Source organism: Micrococcus sp. CS26 (genome assembly GCF_055522295.1).
Genome location: NZ_JBVFVY010000012.1, coordinates 54,847 through 74,594, shown reverse-complemented (window position 1 = coordinate 74,594; position 19,748 = coordinate 54,847). Strand labels below are relative to the sequence as shown.

Sequence of the window (19,748 nt, the reverse complement as noted above, 5' to 3'; positions counted from 1 at the left end):
CCCGACGGTGTGTCCTGGCGGCGGGGGCTGTCCCGGCAGGGTGGCCATCCGCCACCCCTGGGCCCCGAGATGGACGACGGCCCGGATGCAGGCCACGGCGTCACGGTCAACATGGTGGGCACCGGTGCAGAGCCAAGCCGTACTCCGCTGCACCGATGCACCGATGGTGATGATGAGGCCCATCGCCGCAACCACCGGCCAGCCCTTTCTTCCTGACCGAGGAGCTGTCGACAGTGCGTGGCAGGTGCCCGTGCGGACGCGGCCACGGGCTCTCCGGAGGCCGGGCCGGCCCCGCCCCCTCGGACGGTGCAGAGGGGGCGGAGGGGGCCTCGTCCGGCGCCCACCGAAAGTGTCACCCTCACCTCGCCACGTGGACCGTCACAAGCGACGGCCCTGCTGGCCTGCACCCCGTGCGACTCCCCTGCCCGGTCTCTACGTGACGAGGCTCGTTCCGGCCGCTGAGAGCGGCGTAGGAGTCGCGGGCACGGGCATCAACGGGACGCGCGACGGGACGGCCCATTCAAGTGCCGCCGCGGCACGCAGACGTCGTCATGGGCAGCGCGGTGAGGCGCTCCTGGCGCGCCGCTGACTCTGCGCGGCGGTCGATGCCCGGGCCTACGCAGACCACGAGACAGCGGGACGGGCCACCAGGCGAACCCTTCACCCGGGCACCACGCCTGGCCCCCGAGCGGCGAGTAGGCCGGTCGCCGTGACCGGCCCCGCGGCGCAGGAGCTGGCTGCCCGCGACGGCGCCGTGTCGCTCCGCAGCACACGCGGCATGAAAACGCCGCAGGCCGGACCCCAAGGGGATCCGGCCTGCGGCGTGGGAACGACGGCCGGGTCAGTGGGCGTACTTGCCCCGAGAGAACTCGTAGACCCACCCGAAGGTGAAGTAGGCGGCGGCGACGATGCCGATGATGAAGACCCACCAGCCGACGGCCAGGCCGGTCACGATGATCGCGCAGCCCAGGCCGAGGCCCAGGGGCCACCAGCTCCAGGGAGCGAAGGTGCCGTAGGTGCCGGCGTACTCGACGATCTGACCGTCCTCGTCATCTGCAGGGCCGACGCCGTATTTGTGCTCGGCGGCCCGCAGGTACCAGGCGATCATCCAGGACATCGCGCCCAGGGCGTAGAGGGCCGGGATGCCAGCCCACTCAGTCCACTCGTTCCAGAAGCCGTAGAGGGTTCCGGCGCCCACGAAGAAGAGGCCGATCACCCAGAAGATGTTCGCTGCGACCTTCACCGGGCCACCTTCTCTCCGAAGGCCTTAGTGGTGTGCTGAGGCGAGTGCGGGTAGAGCTCCGGGTGGTGCAGGTCCAGCGCCGGACGCTCCGAGCGGATGCGCGGCAGCGAGTGGAAGTTGTGCCGCGGGGGCGGGCACGAGGTGGCCCACTCGAGCGAGCCGCCGAAGCCCCACGGGTCATCCACGGTGACCTTCTTGCCGTAGCGCGCGGTGATGTACACGTTCCAGAAGAACGGGATCAGCGACGCGCCGAGGACGAAGGAGAAGACCGAGGAGAACGCGTTCATCGCGTGGAAGCTGTCCTCCACCATGTAGTCCGCGTAACGACGGGGCATGCCGATGACGCCGAGCCAGTGCTGGATCAGGAACGTGCCGTGGAAGCCCACGAACAGCATCCAGAACTGGATCTTGCCGAGACGCTCGTTCAGCATCTTGCCGGTGAACTTCGGCCACCAGAAGAAGAAGCCGGCGAACATCGCGAACACCACGGTGCCGAAGACGACGTAGTGGAAGTGCGCCACGACGAAGTACGTGTCGGAGACCTGGAAGTCCAGCGGCGGCGACGCCAGGATGATGCCGGTGAGGCCACCGAAGAGGAAGGTGACCATGAAGCCGAGCGTCCACAGCATCGGGGTCTCGAAGGTGATCGAACCGCGCCACATGGTGCCGATCCAGTTCACGAACTTCACGCCGGTCGGGACCGCGATGAGCATGGTCATCACGGAGAAGAACGGCAGGAGCACGGCGCCGGTCACGTACATGTGGTGCGCCCACACCGTCACGGAGAGCGCGGCGATCGCCGTCGTCGCGAACACGATGGACTTGTAGCCGAAGATCGGCTTGCGGGAGAACACCGGGATGATCTCCGACACGACGCCGAAGAACGGCAGGGCGATGATGTACACCTCGGGGTGGCCGAAGAACCAGAAGAGGTGCTGCCACAGGATGGCGCCGCCGTTCTCCGGGTTGAAGATGTGGCCGCCGAAGCGACGGTCCAGGCCCAGCGCGAAGAGCGCGGAGGCCAGCGGCGGGAACGCCATCATGATCAGGATGCCGGTGATGAGCGTGTTCCAGGTGAAGATCGGCATGCGCCACATCGTCATGCCCGGGGCACGCATCGTCAGGATCGTGGTGATGAAGTTGACGCCGCCCATGATCGTGCCGAAGCCCTGGAGGACCAGACCGAACACCCAGAGGTCACCGCCGACGCCCGGCGAGTACGTGGTGTTGGAGAGCGGGGCGTAGGCGAACCAGCCGAACGAGGCCGCACCCTGCGGGGTGAGGAAGCCCGCGGTCGCGATGAGCGAGCCGAACAGGAAGAACCAGAACGCCAGGGCGTTCAGACGCGGGAAGGACACGTCCGGAGCGCCGATCTGCAGCGGCACCAGCACGTTGGCGAAGCCCACGAAGAGCGGGGTCGCGAACATGAGCAGCATGAGCGTGCCGTGCATGGTGAACAGCTGGTTGTACTGCTCCTTCGTCTGCAGGATCTGCATGCCGGGCTCGAAGAGCTCCGCGCGGATCATGAGGGCCATGACGCCGCCGATGCAGAAGAAGATGAAGGACGTGATCAGGTACATGTACCCGAGCACCTTGTGGTCGGTCGTCGTCAGCCAGCTGACGACGATCTTGCCCAGCGAACGGGGCACCACACGAGGCTGCGCCTGTGAGCGCACCTCATCCGTTGCGTACTCGTAAGTGGTCATCAGTGGCTACCTCCACCGCGGGGGGTCTGGAGATCGCGCTCCATCGTCCCGGCGCCGTCAGGGTTGTTGTTGGGATTGCGGCTGTACTCGTCGCCCACCTGACCCGGCTCCATCTCCTCGAGGCGCTGGACGAACTCCGCCTCGTCGACGACCTCCACGTTGAAGAGCATCTCGGAGTGGGACTCGCCGCACAGCTCGGCGCACTTGCCGTCGTAGCTGCCCAGCTCCTGGGGGGTCAGGTACAGGTGGTTGGTCTTGCCGGGCACCATGTCGCGCTTCTGGAGGAACTGCGGGATCCAGAAGGAGTGGGCCACGTCACGGGACTTCAGCTCGAAGTGCACCGGCACGTCGTTCGGCAGGTACAGGACCGGAAGGGTGTCACGCACGCCCTCGGTGCCGTCCAGCTGGGCCTGGATGCCGGAGTAGTGGGCCTCGATGACCTCGCCGTTCTCCTGCTCGTAGGAGTAGTTGAAGTCCCAGGACCACTGCTTGCCGTACACGGTGACGGTCAGCGGCGAGTCGTCCACGGGGCGGTCGACCTCGGTCTGGACGCGGTCGGTGAAGCCCCAGAGCGTGAAGACCATCAGGATCGGGATGGCCGTGAACATGGTCTCGAGCGGCACGTTGTAGGCCGTCTGCTTCGGGAAGCCCTGGTCGTTCTTGCGACGGCGGTAGGCCACCATGCACCAGATCATGGCGCCCCAGGCCAGCAGGCCGACGGCCATGGCCGCGATCCAGGAGTTCACCCACAGGTCGGTGAGCTGGGCGTTGTGGTTGGTGGTCTCCCGGGTGCCGGGGTACCAGCCGCGCTGGACCTCTGCCGAACAGCCGGTCAGCACCAGGAGCGCCGTGGTGCCCACGGCACCGGCGGTCCAGCGGCGGCGAGTCCGACGTCCGGCGTCATTCTGTGCTCTCACAGACGGCCTTCCTCTTCATCTCGTGTGCGAGGGGCGTCCCCGCTCCCCCGACGATTCGGCGACTTCTCGCAGCGTCCTCGCAGGGAGCACGGGCATGCCCTGATGATTCAGAGCCAGTCTAAGCCGAAACACGCGGATTCACCGCACCGTGACACGGGCGCCTCGTGTCTGGGAGTCGGGTCCGAGCATCCTGGGCACGGTGCCCGGGCACGACGACGGCGGGCCGGCCGAGGCCGACCCGCCGGTTCGCGGTCCGAGGCGCTCCGGGCGCCCGCAGATCAGTGGAAGGAGTCGCCGCAGGCGCACGAGCCGCCCGCGTTGGGGTTGTCGATCGTGAAGCCCTGCTTCGAGATGGTGTCCTCGAAGTCGATGGTCGCGCCCATGAGATAGGGCACGCTCATCTTGTCGACGATCACCTCGACCCCGTCGTAGTCACGGACGGTGTCGCCGTCGAGGACGCGCTCGTCGAAGTAGAGCTGGTAGATCAGGCCCGAGCAGCCGCCCGGCTGCACGGCGACGCGCAGCCGCAGGTCCGTGCGGCCCTCCTGCTCGAGCAGCGAGCGCACCTTGCCGGCCGCCACGTCGGTCAGCTCGACCTCGTGCGGGGGCAGGGCCTCGGCGTCCTGGGTCGCGCCGATCTCGACGCCGGTCTCCTCTGCGGACAGAGCCATCGTGACCTCCTCAGATCATGGGGCGCGGACGGGGCCGTCACGCGCGTGTGGTCTCCCGGGCAACACTAGCCGCCCACGGAGCATTCCCGGCCCGCCGCACCGACGGGCCGGGCGGCGCTCACGCGGAGAGCCGCGCGAGCCAGAGCGCCTCGGCCACGACGGCCCGCTTGAAGTCGTCGATGTGCAGCGACTCGTTGGCCGAGTGCGCCCGCGTGTCCGGGTCCTCCACGCCCGTGATGAGGAGGGTGGCCTCCGGGAAGACCTCGGCGAGGTCCGCGGTGAACGGGATGGAGCCGCCCATGCCGATCGCCCGGGGCTCGACGCCCCAGGCGTCCTCCAGGGCCGCCATCATCGCGGCCGCGGCGGGGGCCGAGGTGTCCGTCGTGAACGGTTGGCCGAACTCCCCCGCGGTGACCGTGATCTCCGCGCCGAGCACCGCCGCGGACTGCGCCTCCAGGTGGGTGCGCAGCGCCTCGAAGGCCTCCGCGGGCTCCATGCCGGGGCCCAGGCGCAGCGAGAACTTCGCGCGCGCCGCGGGCTGGATCGTGTTCGAGGACTCCGCGACCGAGGGCGCGTCGATCCCGATGATGCTCAGCGCGGGAGCGTTCCACAGCCGGTCCGCGACCGGGCCGCGGCCGGCCAGGGTCACCCCGTCCAGCACGCCCGCGTCCGCACGGAAGACGTCCTCGGGGTAGTCCAGGCCCGCGGTCTGCCGCGGCTCGAGGCCGGGCACGGCGACCGCGCCGTCCGCGTCGTGGAGCGTGGCGATCAGCCGCGAGAGCAGGACGACGGCGTCCAGGACCGGCCCGCCGAACATGCCGGAGTGCACGGCGTGGTCGAGCACCCGGACGGTCACCGTGCCGTCCACCAGCCCGCGCAGGGAGGTGGTCAGCGCGGGCTCCCCCACGGCCCAGTTGGACGAGTCCGCGACCACGATCGCGTCGGCGTCGAGGCGCGCCCGGTGCTTCTCCAGGAAGGTGCGGAAGGTGGGCGAGCCGGCCTCCTCCTCGCCCTCGATGAAGACGCGGACGCCGACGCCGGCGTCGGGCAGGACGTCCCGCAGGGCGGCGAGGGCGGCGAGGTGGACCATGATGCCGGCCTTGTCGTCGGCGGCGCCGCGGCCGTACAGCCGCCCGCCGCGCTCGGTGGCCACGAGCGGCGGGGTGTCCCAGAGGTCCTCGTCCCCGATCGGCTGCACGTCATGATGGGCATACAACAAGACGGTGGGTTTGTCAGAGGCGCCGGGCTTCTCGCCGATCACCGCCGGCCCGCCGGGCCGGCCGTCGTCGCGGGTCTCGGTCACGATCTCCACCTCCTGCAGGCCCGCTTCGCGCAGCAGGCCCGCGACGGCCTCCGCGGACCGCTCGAGCTGGGCGCGGTCCGCGGAGTCCCAGGCGATGCCCGGGATCGCCACGAGGTCGGTGAGGGTCTGGAGGGTCGTCGGGAAACGGGCCTCGACGGCCTCACGGACGGCGGAGACGAGGGCCGCGTCCTGCGGCGCACGGGAGGTGATGTCAGTCATGACGGCCAGCGTAGACGGCGGCCGGGCCGAGGGCCGCGCCTCCGGCCGGGCCGGACGCGCCCCACCACTAGACTGGACGGGTGTTCAAGCGAGACAAGACCCCCGAGACCGCGCCCGCCCCCTCGACTCACGGCTCCTCGGCTGCTCCCGCCGAGGGCGCCGTGTCCGGGGCCGCGCCGCGCGACCGCTCGCAGGGCAAGAAGGGCCCGACTCCGCGGCGCCGCGACCAGGAGGCCGCGCGCCGTCGCACCCTGGTCCCCGAAGATCGCAAGGCGGCTCGCAAGGCCGAGCGTCAGGCGATGGCCCAGGAGCGGATGCGCCAGCGCGCCGCGCTGGAGACCGGGGACGAGCGCGGTCTCCCGGCACGCGACAAGGGGCCGCAGAAGCGCTGGGTCCGTGACTACGTGGACGCGCGCACCGGCATCGGCGAGTGGCTCATGCCCGTCGTCTTCGCCTACGTCCTGCTCATGTTCATCCCCGGCCGCGAGGCGCAGCTGATCCTGATGATCAGCCTGTACGTCCTCGTGGCCCTCGTGCTCATCGAGAGCTTCCTGGTCAGCCGGCACATCAAGAAGGGCCTGACGGAGCGCTTCGGCACGCCGGAGTCCGGGACCGGCTTCTACGGCATCATGCGGGCCCTGCAGTTCCGCCGCCTGCGTCTGCCCAAGCCCCAGGTCAAGCGGGGCGAGTACCCCGCCTGAGACGACACCGCGCCACGGCCCGGACCCCCGGTGGGTCCGGGCCGTCGCGGCCCCGGCGAGCAGACCGTCAGCCCCGCAGGGACCGCGCCAGCCCGGCGGTGATCCGGCCGGCCCAGAACGGCCCCTCGTAGAGGAACGCGGTGTAGCCCTGGACGAGGTCCGCGCCCGCGTCGAGACGGGCCTGGACGTCGTCGGCGTCCGTCACCCCGCCCACGCTGACGACGGCTGTGCCCGTCGGCAGCGCCGTCCGCAGGACCTCCAGCACCCGCATCGACCGCTCCTGGAGCGGGGCGCCGGACAGGCCGCCCGCGCCCAGGGCGTCCACGTCGGCACGCGGGGTGCGCAGACCCTCCCGGGAGACGGTCGTGTTGGTCGCGATGACGCCGTCGAGCCCGAGGCGCTCGGCGAGCGCCCCGACGGCGCGCACGTCGTCGTCCGCCAGGTCCGGGGCGATCTTCACGGTCAGCGGCACGCGACGGTCCGGGACCGCACGGTCGGCCTCCTCGCGCACCGCCGTGAGGATCGGCTCCAGCGCGTCGATCTCCTGCAGCTGGCGCAGCCCCGGCGTGTTCGGCGAGGACACGTTGACCGTCAGGTAGTCGGCGTGGGGCGCGAGCAGGCGGGTCGAGGCCCGGTAGTCGTCCGCCGCGTCCTCGAGGGGGACCACCTTGGTCTTGCCGATGTTCACGCCCAGGACCGGCCGGGCCGGGCCGAAGCGGCGCTCCAGTGTCTGCCGGGTCCGCGCCAGGCGGGGGGCGACGGCCGCCGCGCCGTCGTTGTTGAAGCCCATGCGGTTGACCAGCGCCCGGTCGTCCACGAGACGGAACAGTCGGGGCTGCGGGTTGCCGGGCTGCGGCTGCGCCGTGATCGTGCCGACCTCGATGTGGCCGAACCCGAGGTCGGCCAGGGCGGCGGTCCCCCGGCCGTCCTTGTCGAACCCCGCGGCCAGGCCGAAGGGCGTCGGGAACCGCAGGCCCATGACCGTGCGCGCGAGCATCGGGTCCGGGCGGAAGGCGGCGCGCAGGGCGGCGGACGCCCCGGTGCGCTCGGCCAGCCGGATCGCGTCGAAGCCCCGATGATGCGCCTGCTCCGCGTCCATGCCGCCGAACACGACACGGAAGAAGGGCGGGTACAGGCGAGGCGCGCGGGAGGTCAGGAGGCCGTCGACGGCGGACTTGGGATCAGGCAGCTGCATGCCCCCATCCTCGCACGGGCCTCCCGCCCGCCCGGGGTCCTCCTAGAGTGGTCGGATGGCCCGTGACCCGCTCCAGCCGCCGCCCCCGGACCCCTCCGCCCCGCACGGCGCACCCGCCGGCGGACCGACGGAGGAGGACACCCGCCCGTTCCTCGACGATCCGCCGGGCCTGGGCTGGGTCCCGGACGGGCTGCCGGGCTTCGAACGATGCACGCTCGGCCTCGACACCGATGAACAAGGACAGAACCTTGTCACAGTGGTGCGTCCGCGCACCGACGCCGCCCGTGACCCGGTCCGGCGACCCATCCTCTCGGTGCACGGCTGGAGCGACTACTTCTACAACGCCCCGCTCGCCCACGCGTTCGAGGCCGCCGGCTACGCCTTCCACGCCGTCGACCTCCGCCACTACGGCCGCTCGCTGCGCACGGGACAGACGCCCGGCTGGACGGACGACCTGGCCCGCTACGACGCGGACCTCGAGGCCGCGTTCGAGACCATCGCCCAGGACCACCCGCTGCCGCCCATCCTCATGGGACACTCCACCGGCGGGCTGATCGCCGCGCTGTGGGCGGACCGGAATCCCGGCCGCCTCGCCGCGCTCGTGCTCAACAGCCCGTGGCTGGAGATGCAGGGCAGCGCGGGGGTGCGCCTGCTGGCGAAGTCCATCGTGGGGCCCGTCTCCGCCATGAAGCCCTACGCCATGCTCACACTGCCGCGCATCGACCACTACTGGCGCACCCTCTCGGACCAGGCCGAGGGCGAATGGGACCTGCACCCGCTCTGGCGTCCCCCGCACGCGTTCGAGGTGCCGGCCGCCTGGCTGAGCGCGGTCCTCTCGGGGCACCGGGCCGTGGCCGGGCGGCTCGACGTCACCGTGCCGATCCTCGTGCTCGTCTCCGCGCGCGGGCATCGGGGCACGTCCTACGCCGAGGCGATGCTGACCTCGGACATCGTCCTGGACCCCGACGCCATGGCCCGCCGCTCCCTGCGGCTCGGCGACCGGGTGACCGTCCACCGGCTCCCCGACGCGCTGCACGACGTGTTCGCCTCCCCCGCGTCGGTGCGCGAGGCGGCCGGTGCCGCGACGCTCACGTGGCTGGGGGCCTACGCGCCGCCGTCGGCGTCCGCGGCCGAGTCCGGCGCGCCGGACGACGGCGTCGGCTGAGGGGTGTCCACGGCGCCGCCGTAGCGGCGGTCCCGTCGGGCGTAGGTCTCGACGGCGGCCCACAGGGTCCGCCGGTCGACGTCCGGCCACAGCACGTCCAGGAACAGCAGCTCCGCGTAGGCGGACTGCCACAGCAGATAGTTGGACAGGCGCTGCTCCCCCGAGGTCCGCAGGAACAGGTCCACGTCCGGGACGACGTCGACGTCCTGCCCCGTGCGGAAGCCGCGGTCGAGGTAGCGGGTGATGACGTCCTCGCTGATCTCGCCCGGCCGCATCCGGCCGGCCCGGACCTCTTCGGCGATCGCCTGGACGCCGTCCAGGATCTCGGCCCGGCTGCCGTAGTTCACGCACATGTGCAGCGTGGTCCCGGTGTTGTGGCGGGTGAGCTCCTCGGCCTCCTGCAGCTCCCGGATCACGGGGGTCCAGAGGCGCGGGGCCCGCCCGTTCCACCGGATCCGCACGTTCCACGAGTGCAGGGTGTCCCGCTGCCGGCGCAGCACGTCCCGGGAGAAGCCCATGAGGAAGCGGACCTCCTCCGCCGAGCGCCGCCAGTTCTCCGTGGAGAACGCATACGCGGACACGTGGCCGATCCCCAGCTCCACCGCCCCGGCGACGACGTCCAGCAGGGCCGCCTCGCCGGCCCGATGGCCCTCGGTCCGGGGCAGGCCGCGCTGGTTCGCCCACCGTCCGTTGCCGTCCATCACGATCGCCACGTGCCGGGGCACGAAACGCGGGTCGATCCGCGGGGCGACCGCGCCCGAGGGGTGCGGCGGCGGGGACTGCGGGGCTCGGTCGGCGCTCATGGTCTCCTCTCGACGCGCGGGGCGGGGAGGCCGAGGTCCTGGTCCAGGACGGACAGGGACACCAGGCGCCGCTCGGCGTGGAACTGCAGGTACGCCGCCACGATACCGGCCGCCTCGCGGCGGGCGGGGGCCCCGGAGGCGTCCGCGGTGGCCCAGTCCCCCGCCGCGAGGGCCGAGAGCAGGTCGAAGGTCTCCGGGGCCGGGTGAGCGGCACCGGGTGGCCTGCACTCGGGGCAGACGGCCCCGCCGAGGCCCACGTGCAGTGCCGTGTGCGGGCCGGGGGCGCCGCAGCGGGCGCACCGGTCGAAGGTCGGGGCCCAGCCGGCCTGGGCGAGCGCGCGCAGCAGGAACGAGTGCAGGATCAGGCGCGGGTCGTGCGCGCCGCGGGCCAGCGCGGCCAGCGCGCCGTGGAACAGGCGGTACTGGGCGCGCCGGCCGTCGTCGTCGACCGCGGGGACCCGCTCGACGGCCTCGGCGAGGGCGCCGGCGACGGTGTAGGCGTCGTAGTCAGCGGCCAGCATCGTTGCGTACGGGTGCAGCAGCTGCGCCTGGCTCACGGTGTGCAGCTCCCCCCGGCCGCGTGCGAGCTGGAGCGTGGAGTGCATGAACGGCTCCACCACCGAGCCCAGCCGGGAGGAGGTCTTGCGCACCCCCTTGGCCACGGCTCGGACCAGGCCGTCCTCGGGGGTGAGCGCCTCGATGATGCGATCGGCCTCCCCCAGACGGTGGGTGCGCAGCACGATGGCCTCGGTGCGGAACGAGTTCGCCGCGTAGCCGCCGTGCCGCGCACCCCGCCGGGAGGAGCCGGAACCGCTCACGCGCGCAGGGCGCGGTTCACCGCGGACACCACGGCCTTCAGCGAGGCGGTGGTGGTGTTATGGTCCAGACCGACGCCCCAGAGGACACGGTCGCCCACGGCCGCCTCCACGTAGGCGGCGGCCATGGCCGCGCCGCCCTCGGACAGCGCGTGCTCGGAGTAGTCGAGCACGCGGACGTCCACGCCCTCCTCGCCGAGGATGCGCAGGAACGCGTCGATCGGGCCGTTGCCCTGCGCCGTGCGGGTCTGCGTGACGCCGTCGACCTCGAGCTCGGCCTCCATCCGGAACGCGCCGTCCTCGCCGGAGGCCGAGGAGACCGAGCGGAGCCGGTAGTGGCCCCACTGCGCCTCCGCCGCGTCGGCGGGCAAGTACTCGTCCTGGAACACGCGCCACAGGTCGGCGCCCGAAACCTCGCCGCCCTGGGCGTCGGCCAGATCCTGGATGACGTGGGAGAACTCGATCTGCGCGCGGCGCGGCAGCTCCAGGTTGTGCTCGGACTTGAGCAGGTAGGCGACGCCGCCCTTGCCGGACTGCGAGTTCACGCGGATGACGGCTTCGTACGAGCGGCCGATGTCCTTCGGGTCGATGGGCAGGTACGGCACGGCCCACGGGATGCCGTCCACGTCCGTGCCGGCCGCCTTCGCGTCGACCTCCATCGCCTCGAAGCCCTTCTTGATGGCGTCCTGGTGGGAGCCGGAGAAGGCCGTGAAGACGAGGTCGCCGCCCCAGGGCGAGCGCTCGGGCACGGCCAGCTGGTTGCAGTACTCGACCGTGCGCTTGATGTGGTCCATGTCGGAGAAGTCGATCATGGGGTCGATGCCCTGCGAGTACAGGTTCATGCCCAGCGTCACCAGGTCCACGTTGCCGGTGCGCTCGCCGTTGCCGAACAGGCACCCCTCGATGCGGTCCGCCCCGGCGAGGTAGCCCAGCTCGGCGGCGGCCACGCCCGTGCCGCGGTCGTTGTGCGGGTGCAGGGAGAGGATGAGCGAGTCGCGGTGCTCCAGGTTGCGGTGCATCCACTCGATCGAGTCGGCGTACACGTTCGGGGTCGACATCTCCACCGTCGCCGGCAGGTTCAGGATCATCTTGCGGTCGGTGGAGGCCTCCAGGACCGTGGCCACCTCGTCCGAGATGCGCCGGGCGAACTCGAGCTCGGTGCCCGTGTAGGACTCGGGCGAGTACTCGTAGGTGATCTGCGTGCCCTTGAGCTGCTCCTCGAACTTCTTCACCAGGCGCGCGCCGGAGGTCGCGATGTCCACGATCCCGTCCTCGTCCTGTCGGAACACCACGCGGCGCTGCAGCACCGACGTCGAGTTGTACAGGTGCACGATGGCCCGGTCGGCCCCCTCGAGCGCCTCGAAGGTGCGCTCGATCAGGTGCTCACGGGACTGGGTGAGGACCTGGATGGTGACGTCGTCCGGGATGTGGTCGCCCTCGATGAGCTGGCGGACGAAGTCGTAGTCGGTCTGCGAGGCGGACGGGAAGCCGACCTCGATCTCCTTGAAGCCCATGCCGACGAGCAGCTGGAACATGCGCAGCTTGCGCTCGGGGCCCATGGGGTCGATCAGGGCCTGGTTGCCGTCGCGCAGGTCCACGGCGCACCACAGCGGCGCCTTCTCGATGACCTTGTCCGGCCAGGTGCGGTCCGGCAGGGCGACCTCGATCTGGTCCTGGAACGGGACGTACTTGTGGAACTTCATCCCCGACGACTTCTGCAGGTGGGCGCTCATGCGTGTTCTCCCTCGACGTGCGCGCGGCGGGCGCGCGAAAGGTGGATGGTCGGTGGCCGGACCGGGAGGTCAGGGACTCCGCACGGGGTGTCCGGTCCGGTGGGAGGCGTCCTGCCTCCGCGTGCGCTCAGGCGGCGTGGATCACGGCCTGGCACGGGGACCCCGTGCGGCCGGGAAGTAGCAGGCGGGCCGTGGCCGGCGCTGTCGTCGCGAGGCGGAGGGACATGCCCCCGACCCTAGCACCGAGGTGGGCCGGGCCACAGGAGGCCGTCCCCGTGTGACGCACGACGACGGCGGCCCGCTCCGGCGCGTGCGCGCCCGGGCCGGGGCCTCCGGCTCAGAAGCCGAGTCGGCCGAGCTGTTTGGGGTCGCGCTGCCACTCCTTGGCGACCTTGACCCGCAGGTCCAGGTGCACCTTGGTGCCGAGCATGCGCTCGATGCCCGCCCGCGCCTGCGCGCCGATCTCACGCAGCCGGGAGCCGCCCTTGCCGATGATGATGCCCTTCTGGCTGTCCCGCTCGACGAAGACGTTCGCCCACACGTCCATGAGGGGCCGATCCGCGGGGCGGTCCTCGCGCAGGGACATCTCCTCGACCACCACGGCCACCGAGTGCGGCAGCTCGTCGCGCACGCCCTCCAGGGCCGCCTCCCGGATGAGCTCGGCGACCATGACCGCCTCCGGCTCGTCCGTGAGCTCGCCGTCGGGGTACAGGGGCGGCCCGGCCGGCAGCAGGCCCGCGAAGACGCCCAGGACGTCGTCGACCTGGCGGCCGGCCACCGCCGAGACCGGCACGACGGCCGCGAAGCCCTCCCCGCCGTTCTCCGGCCCGAGGACCTCGTCGCCCAGCGCGGTCACGGCCACGAGCTGCGCCATGAGCTGCTCCGGGCCCACCTTGTCCGTCTTCGTCACCACGGCGACCACCGGGGTGCGGTGCAGGTAGGAGAGCTGCTGGGCGATGAACCGGTCGCCGGGACCGATCGCCTCGTCGGCCGGCAGGCACATGCCCACGGCGTCGACCTCGTTGAGCGTCTCCGCCACGAGGTCGTTGAGGCGCTCGCCGAGCAGGGTGCGGGGCCGGTGCAGGCCCGGGGTGTCCACGAGCACGAGTTGGAAGTCCTCGCGGTGGACGATCCCGCGGATGGTGTGGCGCGTGGTCTGCGGCTTGGAGGAGGTGATCGCCACCTTCTCCCCCACCAGCGCGTTGGTGAGCGTGGACTTGCCGGCGTTCGGCCGGCCCACGAGCGAGACGAAGCCGGAACGGAAGCCGTCCGCGGCGCGGGCCGGATCGACGAGATCGGTCATGGGGTCGTCCTTGTCAGGCAGGGAGTGGGGTGGGGCGGCCGGCTCAGGCCACGGGGTCGGCGGGCTCGGCGCCGTGGGCCCGCTCCTCGCGCCGGCGCAGCCGCACCGGACGGTCGGGGGTCTCGGAGACGCGCAGGCGCGCGACCCGGTTGCGGCGGGGCTCGAGGGTGTCCGCGACGAGCTCGATGCCCTGGACCACGACACGCGAGCCCTGGATCGGGACGCGGCCGAGCTCCTTGGCGAGCAGGCCGCCGACCGTGTCGACGTCGTCGTCCTCGTCCTCCTCCGGCAGCTCGAACTCCTCCCGGAAGTCGTGGATGCCCATGCGCGCGTCGACGGAGTAGACGCCGGGCGCGACGAACTCCACCTCGGGGCGGTCCGGGCGGTCGTCCTCGTCGTAGATCTCGCCGACGATCTCCTCGATGAGGTCCTCGAGCGTCACGAGCCCCGCCGTGCCGCCGTACTCGTCCACCACCACGGCCACGTGGGTGGACTCGCGCTGCAGCTCCTGCAGGAGGGTGGCCACGGACTTCGACTCGGGGACGAAGCGGACGTCGCGCATGACCTCGGTGACGGGGGTGTCGGTCGCAGCGCCGTCGTGGTGCAGGGCGCGGGTGACGTCCTTGAGGTGCAGCATGCCCCGGATGTCGTCGGCGTCCTCGCCGATCACCGGGATGCGGGAGTTGCCGGAGCGCAGGAACAGGGCCATGGCCTGGCCGAGCGTGTGGTCGGCGTCGATGGTGACGACGTCGGTGCGCGGCACCATGACGGAGCGGACGATGGTGTCGTTCATGGAGAACACCGACTGGATCAGCTCCGCCTCGGAGTCCGCGAGCACGTCCGCGTCGTGGGCGCGGGCGACGAACTCACGCAGGTGGCGCTCCTGGAAGTCGTCCTCGTCCTCCGGCTCGACCTCGCGACGGCGCCGGTCCCGGTCCAGTCGGGCGGCGAGCGGGCCCAGGGCCCGGCGGAGCACCCACACGAGCCCGCCCAGGCGGCGGGCGACGGCGGCCTCGTTGCGGGAGCCGATCGGCCGCGGGCTCCAGACGCCCAGCAGGGCGGCCACGCCCACGAGCACGACCGCGGCGATCGCCACGGCGAGCCACGTGTCGTCCACCACCGCGTCGGCGGCCGCGGTCAGGCAGACGGCGGACAGGGCCTCGGCCACGAAGCGCCAGACCCGCAGGGCCCCGAGGTGGCTCTCCCGCTCGCGGGCGATCTCCAGGACGTTGGAGCCGGGCTGCTCGCGGACGATGTCCTCCGCATCCCGCCGGGAGAGGTAGGAGAACGCGGACTCGGCCAGGGACAGCGTCCAGGTCAGGCCGAGGAAGACCAGGAAGAGGGCGAAGAGGACGGCGGGTGTCAGCATGGGCGGTGCGCTCAATCCTCGACGGTGGGGGCCGGGGCGGGCCGGCCGAGGACCTCGGAGACGAGCCGATCCTGGAGCGTGAACATCTCCTCGCGCTCGGCGTCGTCGACGTGGTCGTACCCGAGCAGGTGGAGCATGCCGTGGGTGAGCAGCAGGAGCAGCTCGTCGTCACGGGAGTGCCCGCCGCGCGCCGCCTGCTCGGCGGCGACCTCGGGGCAGAGCACGACGTCGCCCAGCACGCCCTCGGCCGGCGCCTCGGGCGAGCCGGGGGTCAGCTCGTCCATGGGCAGGCTCATCACGTCGGTGGGCCCGGGCAGGTCCATCCACTCCTCGTGCAGCTCGGCCATGCGCGCGGCGTCCACGACGGTCACGGCCGTCTCGGCGCGCTCGTGGACGTGCAGGCGCGCGTACACGTGCCGGGCCATGCGCAGCAGCGCGTCCTCGGGGACCTCGATCCCCGACTCGTTCAGGATCTCAACGGCCACGGCGGGCCCCTCCTCGCTTCTGGGACCGCTCCGCGGGACCGCGGGCGGCGTCGTAGGCGTCCACGATGGCGCTCACCAGCGAGTGCCGGACCACGTCGGAGGAGTCGAATCGGACCATCTCCAGTCCCTCGATCCCCTCGAGCACCTCGACGGCCTGGGCCAGGCCGGACTGGGTGCCGCGCGGCAGGTCCACCTGCGAGGTGTCGCCCGTGACGACCATGCGGGCACCGAAGCCGAGGCGGGTCAGGAACATCTTCATCTGCTCGCCGGTGGTGTTCTGGGCCTCGTCGAGGATCACGAACGCGTCGTTCAGGGTGCGGCCGCGCATGTACGCCAGCGGGGCGACCTCGATGGTCCCGGCCTCCATCAGCCGCGGGATCGACTCGGGCTCGATCATGTCGTGCAGCGCGTCGTACAGAGGGCGCAGGTACGGGTCGATCTTCTCGGAGAGCCCGCCGGGCAGGAAGCCGAGCCGCTCGCCGGCCTCGACGGCCGGGCGGGTGAGGATGATGCGGTTGACCTCCTTGGCCTGCAGCGCCTGCACGGCCTTGGCCATGGCCAGGTAGGTCTTGCCGGTGCCGGCCGGGCCGATGCCGAAGACGACGGTGGAGCGGTCGATCGCCTCCACGTAGTCCTGCTGGTGCAGGGTCTTCGCGCGGATGCGGCGGCCCCGGCCCGAGAGGATCGAGTCCAGGTGCAGCTGACCCGCGCCGCGCCCGGTCGCGGCGTCGCGGACGTGGTGGACGACCTGGCCCATCACCTCGGGGGTGACGGCCTGGTCGCGGCGGGCGATCGAGCGCAGGTCCTCGACGACCCGCCGCACCGTGGCCACGTCGGCCACCGGCCCGGCCAGGTCCAGCCGCTGGTCGCGGACCGTGACGTCCACGGTGGGGAACACGCCGCCGAGGATCCGCAACAGGGCGTCCTGCGGTCCGAGCGTGCGGACCATGAGGTCGGCGGTCTCGAACGCGACCCCCTCGTGCGCGGTGGCGGGCGGGGTCGGGGTCGTGGGGGGCACGGTCACGATGGGGCGGATCACCTCGGGGTCGTGGGGGCGGGACGTCCCGTCCAGTCTAGGTGTAGGAGGGCATGACGTTGTTGACTCGGGCCGGGGCCAACGAGGCCGGCGGGGCGTTCCCGCAGGAGGTATGAGGCCGATGGTAGTTGTAGTGGTTCACCCACACGGCCAGCGCCTCACGCCGAGCTGTCTCTGAGGTATACGGGCGGGCGTAGAGGACCTCATCGACCATCAGCCGGTTGTAGCGTTCGACCTTCCCGTTATGGCGCGGGGTGTAGGGGCGGATCCGGTGATGCCGGCCCCCGAGCGAGACCACCTTGGCGGTGAAGTCCGCAGCCCGGTAGTTGTTTCCGTTGTCCGTGATCACCCGGTCCACGGTGATGCCGTGGGCGGCGAAGAACGCCCGCGCCCGGCAGAAGAACCCGATCGTGGTCACCGTCCGCTCGTCCTCCAACGCCTCGGTGTAGGCCAGCCGGGTGAACCCGTCGATCGCCGAGTGCAGGTAGGTGTAGCCGACCCGCCGGCCAGGCCCGCGCTTGGAAGCACGGCCTGCTTCACTGTCACGTCCGTGGGTGCGCCAACCGCCCCCGTCTGGGATCTTCCCGATCTTCTTCACATCCAGGTGCACCATGTGCCCCGGCCCTCTCGCGGTGATCTTCTGTGGTCGTTGGCGCAGGTCTTCTCCGGCCGGGGTCAGGTCCCGTAGGCGGGAGATCCCGAGTCGGTGCAGCCACCGTCCCACGGTACGAAGACACACCCGGTGGCCCTCGGAGACGAGGTGGTGATGGATGCGCCGTGCGGACCACTTGCGCTCCCGCCGCAGGGCGTGGATCTGGGCGACCAGGACCGGATCGAGCTGGGCAGGTGAACGGTGCGGCCGGCTGGGCAGGTCCTGAAGGCCGGCCTCGCCCTCGGCGCGGTAGCGGGCCACCCAGGTGGCCACCGTGGGCCGGCTCACCCGGAACTCGGCTGCCACGTGTGCTTGCGGGATCCCGTCGTGCAGGTGGCGGTGGACCATCCTGAGACGGCCGGTCGGGGTCAGGGGTGCGTTAGCGTGAGTCATGAGTGGGTCTTCTCGGGCAGGTCGGTGGTGTAGGAACTTCCATCCTGCGGGGCGGGGCCCACTCGTCTCATCTCAGCCCGTACCCCGTGGCAAGAACCTCATGACCCACAACATCTAGGCGTCGGCGCGTCGTCCTGCCGGGGCTCACCAGCGGCCGAGCCGGTGCTGGAGCACGGCGAGGGCGGCGGGGCCGGCCGTGGAGGCGCGCAGCACGTGCGGGCCGAGCCGCACCGGCACGGCCCCCGCGGCCACGCAGGCCTCGAGCTCGGCCGGGCCGATCCCGCCCTCGGGGCCCACGACGACGGCGATCTCGGCGGCCGCGGAGAGTCGCTCCGCGGGCACCGCGGACACCCCGTGCTCCGCGTCCTCGTGCAGCACGAGGACGAGCCGGCCGCCGTCGTCGTCCCGGACCAGCCCGGCGACCGCCGTCCCGGAGACGTGGTCCCGGACCGCGGGCACCCGGGCGCGACGCGCCTGCTTGGCGGCCGCGCGGGCCGTGTCCGCCCACTTCTGGCGGGCCTTGGCGGCCTTGGGACCCTTCCAGCGGACGATCGAGCGCTCGGCCTCCCAGGGCACCACGGCGTCCACGCCGAGCTCGACGGCGGCCTGGACCGCCATGAGATCCCGGTCGCCCTTGGCGAGGGCCTGGACGAGCACGAGCGCCGGGGTGGGCGCCGGCTCCTCCGCCACCGTGTCCAGCCGCACGGTCACCGCGTCCGGGGCGGCCGCGAGCACGGTGCCGTGGCCGAGCGTGCCCGACCCGTCGGCCAGGAGCACGGCCTCCCCGGGGGCCAGGCGCATGGCCGCGGCGGCGTGCCGGGCCTCGGGACCGCCGAAGACGACCTCCGCGCCCGCGCTCGCGCCGGCCAGGGCGCCCGGCTCGAGGTGGAACAGGGGGGCGGTCACAGGTTCCTCAGGTTCTCCCGCAGCCGGGCGAACATGCCCTTGGCCTGGGGTGCGCCGTGCACGACCTCCTCGCCGCGCACCTCGGCCAGGCGCTCCAGGAGCTGGCGCTGCTCGTCGTCCAGGTCGGTGGGCGTGGTGACCACCACGTCCACCTTGAGGTCGCCACGGCCCTGCCCGCGCAGGCGGCCGACGCCCAGGCCGTGGAGGACCTCGACGTGGCCGGACTGCACGCCCGGGTCCAGGCTGACGGACTGCTTGCCGTCCAGGGTGTCCAGCGTGACGGTGGTGCCCAGGGCCGCGGCGGCCATGGGGACGGTCACGGTGGTGGCCAGGTGGTCGCCCTCGCGGCGGAAGGTCTCGTCCGGGCGGACCGCGATCTCCACGTAGAGGTCCCCGTTCGGGCCGCCGCCCGGGCCGGCCTCGCCGCGGCCGGCGAGGTGGATGCGGGTGCCGTCGTCCACGCCCGCGGGGATGCGCAGGGTCAGCGGCGTCCGGGTGCGGACGCGGCCCTGCCCGTCGCACTCGTGGCAGGGCGTCGGGATGACGGTGCCGAACCCCTGGCAGGCGGGGCAGGCCTCGGTGGCCATGACGGTGCCCAGCAGCGACCGCACGGGGCGCTGGATCATGCCGTGGCCGTGGCAGGTCTGGCAGGTCTCCGGCTGGGTGCCGGGCTCGCAGCACGAGCCCTCGCACCGATCGCAGCGCACGGCCGTGTCCAGCTCGATCGTCTGCTCGCCGCCGAAGACGGCGTCGCGCAGGTCGATCCGCGCGGTCACCAGGGCGTCCTGGCCGCGGCGGGCGCGGCTGGCGGGGCCGCCGCGGCCGCCCTGGCCGGCGGCGTTCATGAAGGTCTCGAAGATGTCGGCGAAGCCCCCGAAGCCGCCCGCCCCGCCGAAGCCGCCCGGGAAGCCGGCCTGGCCGTTCTCATTGCCCGTCGTGTCGTACGCCCGACGCCGGCCCTCGTCCGAGAGCACCTCGTAGGCGTGGGAGATGCGCTTGAACTGCTCGGCCGCCTCCGGGTCGGGGTTGACGTCCGGGTGGTGGGTGCGCGCGAGCTTGCGGTAGGCGCGGCGGATCTCCTCAGTGCTGGCGTCACGGCTGACGCCGAGCGTCTCGTAGTGGTCGGTCACGGT

19 protein-coding genes are annotated in these 19,748 nt (G+C 72.1%); 3 read left to right on the top strand and 16 right to left on the bottom strand.

From position 1 onward, the window contains the following. Positions 1–216, top strand: a 216-nt coding sequence (locus tag ACZ1IK_RS07190; protein ID WP_465098424.1) for a hypothetical protein, incomplete at its 5' end; no start/stop codon positions are given. 625 nt (positions 217–841) lie between these two features. On the opposite strand, the gene ACZ1IK_RS07185 is transcribed toward ACZ1IK_RS07190, so the two are convergent. The 5 genes from ACZ1IK_RS07185 to ACZ1IK_RS07165 all read right to left on the bottom strand — a co-directional run bounded on the left by ACZ1IK_RS07185 (position 842) and on the right by ACZ1IK_RS07165 (position 6,059). Continuing rightward, the gene (locus tag ACZ1IK_RS07185) at positions 842–1,243 is read right to left on the bottom strand and encodes a cytochrome c oxidase subunit 4 (protein WP_070708785.1); all 402 of its coding nucleotides are present in this window, start codon (positions 1,241–1,243) and stop codon (positions 842–844) included. After that, positions 1,240–2,949, bottom strand: a complete 1,710-nt coding sequence (gene ctaD / locus ACZ1IK_RS07180; RefSeq protein ID WP_070708784.1) for an aa3-type cytochrome oxidase subunit I — start codon at positions 2,947–2,949, stop codon at positions 1,240–1,242. The genes ACZ1IK_RS07185 and ctaD overlap by 4 nt, the downstream gene beginning before the upstream one ends. After that, positions 2,949–3,866: an aa3-type cytochrome oxidase subunit II gene (gene ctaC, locus ACZ1IK_RS07175; RefSeq protein WP_435817879.1), complete on the bottom strand. Its 918-nt coding sequence runs from the start codon at positions 3,864–3,866 to the stop codon at positions 2,949–2,951. Before ctaC ends, ctaD begins: the two co-directional genes overlap by 1 nt. Before the next feature lie 278 nt (positions 3,867–4,144). Beyond that, entirely contained in the window at positions 4,145–4,537 is a 393-nt protein-coding gene (gene erpA / locus ACZ1IK_RS07170) for an iron-sulfur cluster insertion protein ErpA (RefSeq protein WP_069941919.1), read from the bottom strand. 118 nt (positions 4,538–4,655) lie between these two features. Then, complete coding sequence (locus tag ACZ1IK_RS07165; RefSeq protein ID WP_206451066.1) at positions 4,656–6,059, bottom strand: dipeptidase; 1,404 nt, start codon at positions 6,057–6,059, stop codon at positions 4,656–4,658. 80 nt (positions 6,060–6,139) lie between these two features. Here ACZ1IK_RS07165 and ACZ1IK_RS07160 point away from each other — a divergent pair, with 80 nt between their 5' ends. Beyond that, the gene (locus ACZ1IK_RS07160) at positions 6,140–6,760 is read left to right on the top strand and encodes a DUF3043 domain-containing protein (RefSeq protein WP_036384729.1); all 621 of its coding nucleotides are present in this window, start codon (positions 6,140–6,142) and stop codon (positions 6,758–6,760) included. 67 nt (positions 6,761–6,827) lie between these two features. Here the strand turns inward: ACZ1IK_RS07160 and ACZ1IK_RS07155 are convergent, their stop codons facing one another. Further along, entirely contained in the window at positions 6,828–7,955 is a 1,128-nt protein-coding gene (locus ACZ1IK_RS07155) for a quinone-dependent dihydroorotate dehydrogenase (RefSeq protein ID WP_371449892.1), read from the bottom strand. 55 nt (positions 7,956–8,010) lie between these two features. Between ACZ1IK_RS07155 and ACZ1IK_RS07150 the strand changes: the two genes are divergently transcribed. Beyond that, positions 8,011–9,120 (top strand): alpha/beta hydrolase, encoded by a 1,110-nt coding sequence (locus ACZ1IK_RS07150; RefSeq protein WP_336630148.1) that lies wholly within the window; start codon positions 8,011–8,013, stop codon positions 9,118–9,120. On the opposite strand, the gene ACZ1IK_RS07145 is transcribed toward ACZ1IK_RS07150, so the two are convergent. From ACZ1IK_RS07145 to dnaJ, 10 genes are all read right to left on the bottom strand, one after another. Further along, entirely contained in the window at positions 9,060–9,923 is an 864-nt protein-coding gene (locus ACZ1IK_RS07145) for an isoprenyl transferase (protein ID WP_336630149.1), read from the bottom strand. The genes ACZ1IK_RS07150 and ACZ1IK_RS07145 overlap by 61 nt on opposite strands. Next, positions 9,920–10,741 carry a DNA repair protein RecO gene (recO, locus tag ACZ1IK_RS07140; protein WP_115164919.1) on the bottom strand — a complete coding sequence of 274 codons (822 nt, stop codon included), beginning with the start codon at positions 10,739–10,741 and terminating at the stop codon, positions 9,920–9,922. The genes ACZ1IK_RS07145 and recO overlap by 4 nt, the downstream gene beginning before the upstream one ends. After that, positions 10,738–12,471 (bottom strand): 2-isopropylmalate synthase, encoded by a 1,734-nt coding sequence (leuA, locus tag ACZ1IK_RS07135; protein WP_115164918.1) that lies wholly within the window; start codon positions 12,469–12,471, stop codon positions 10,738–10,740. The genes recO and leuA overlap by 4 nt, the downstream gene beginning before the upstream one ends. A 337-nt stretch (positions 12,472–12,808) precedes the next feature. Further along, on the bottom strand, positions 12,809–13,774 hold the full coding sequence (era, locus tag ACZ1IK_RS07130) for a GTPase Era (RefSeq protein ID WP_002854662.1): 966 nt from the start codon (positions 13,772–13,774) through the stop codon (positions 12,809–12,811). 43 nt (positions 13,775–13,817) lie between these two features. Beyond that, a complete protein-coding gene (locus ACZ1IK_RS07125) occupies positions 13,818–15,143 on the bottom strand; it encodes a hemolysin family protein (RefSeq protein WP_465098423.1) in 1,326 nt (441 codons plus the stop codon). Between the two features lie 11 nt (positions 15,144–15,154). Continuing rightward, positions 15,155–15,628, bottom strand: a complete 474-nt coding sequence (ybeY, locus tag ACZ1IK_RS07120; RefSeq protein ID WP_465098422.1) for an rRNA maturation RNase YbeY — start codon at positions 15,626–15,628, stop codon at positions 15,155–15,157. Continuing rightward, on the bottom strand, positions 15,618–16,652 hold the full coding sequence (locus ACZ1IK_RS07115; RefSeq protein WP_369997114.1) for a PhoH family protein: 1,035 nt from the start codon (positions 16,650–16,652) through the stop codon (positions 15,618–15,620). Before ACZ1IK_RS07115 ends, ybeY begins: the two co-directional genes overlap by 11 nt. A gap of 49 nt (positions 16,653–16,701) precedes the next feature. Then, the gene (locus ACZ1IK_RS07110) at positions 16,702–17,709 is read right to left on the bottom strand and encodes an IS481 family transposase (RefSeq protein WP_465098421.1); all 1,008 of its coding nucleotides are present in this window, start codon (positions 17,707–17,709) and stop codon (positions 16,702–16,704) included. A gap of 144 nt (positions 17,710–17,853) precedes the next feature. Then, on the bottom strand, positions 17,854–18,615 hold the full coding sequence (locus ACZ1IK_RS07105) for a 16S rRNA (uracil(1498)-N(3))-methyltransferase (RefSeq protein ID WP_101962541.1): 762 nt from the start codon (positions 18,613–18,615) through the stop codon (positions 17,854–17,856). Next, positions 18,612–19,745, bottom strand: a complete 1,134-nt coding sequence (dnaJ, locus tag ACZ1IK_RS07100) for a molecular chaperone DnaJ (protein WP_036380884.1) — start codon at positions 19,743–19,745, stop codon at positions 18,612–18,614. The genes ACZ1IK_RS07105 and dnaJ overlap by 4 nt, the downstream gene beginning before the upstream one ends. Between the last annotated feature and the right edge of the window lie 3 nt (positions 19,746–19,748).

Bases quoted from the DNA above. Each gene is read 5' to 3' on its own strand.
- ACZ1IK_RS07145 (WP_336630149.1), bottom strand. From the start codon at position 9,923: ATGAGCGCCGACCGAGCCCCGCAGTCCCCGCCGCCGCACCCCTCGGGC.
- ctaD (WP_070708784.1), bottom strand. From the start codon at position 2,949: ATGACCACTTACGAGTACGCAACGGATGAGGTGCGCTCACAGGCGCAG.
- leuA (WP_115164918.1), bottom strand. From the start codon at position 12,471: ATGAGCGCCCACCTGCAGAAGTCGTCGGGGATGAAGTTCCACAAGTAC.
- ACZ1IK_RS07165 (WP_206451066.1), bottom strand. From the start codon at position 6,059: ATGACTGACATCACCTCCCGTGCGCCGCAGGACGCGGCCCTCGTCTCC.
- era (WP_002854662.1), bottom strand. From the start codon at position 13,774: ATGACCGATCTCGTCGATCCGGCCCGCGCCGCGGACGGCTTCCGTTCC.
- ACZ1IK_RS07125 (WP_465098423.1), bottom strand. From the start codon at position 15,143: ATGCTGACACCCGCCGTCCTCTTCGCCCTCTTCCTGGTCTTCCTCGGC.
- erpA (WP_069941919.1), bottom strand. From the start codon at position 4,537: ATGGCTCTGTCCGCAGAGGAGACCGGCGTCGAGATCGGCGCGACCCAG.
- ACZ1IK_RS07150 (WP_336630148.1), top strand. From the start codon at position 8,011: ATGGCCCGTGACCCGCTCCAGCCGCCGCCCCCGGACCCCTCCGCCCCG.
- ACZ1IK_RS07155 (WP_371449892.1), bottom strand. From the start codon at position 7,955: ATGCAGCTGCCTGATCCCAAGTCCGCCGTCGACGGCCTCCTGACCTCC.
- ACZ1IK_RS07110 (WP_465098421.1), bottom strand. From the start codon at position 17,709: ATGACTCACGCTAACGCACCCCTGACCCCGACCGGCCGTCTCAGGATG.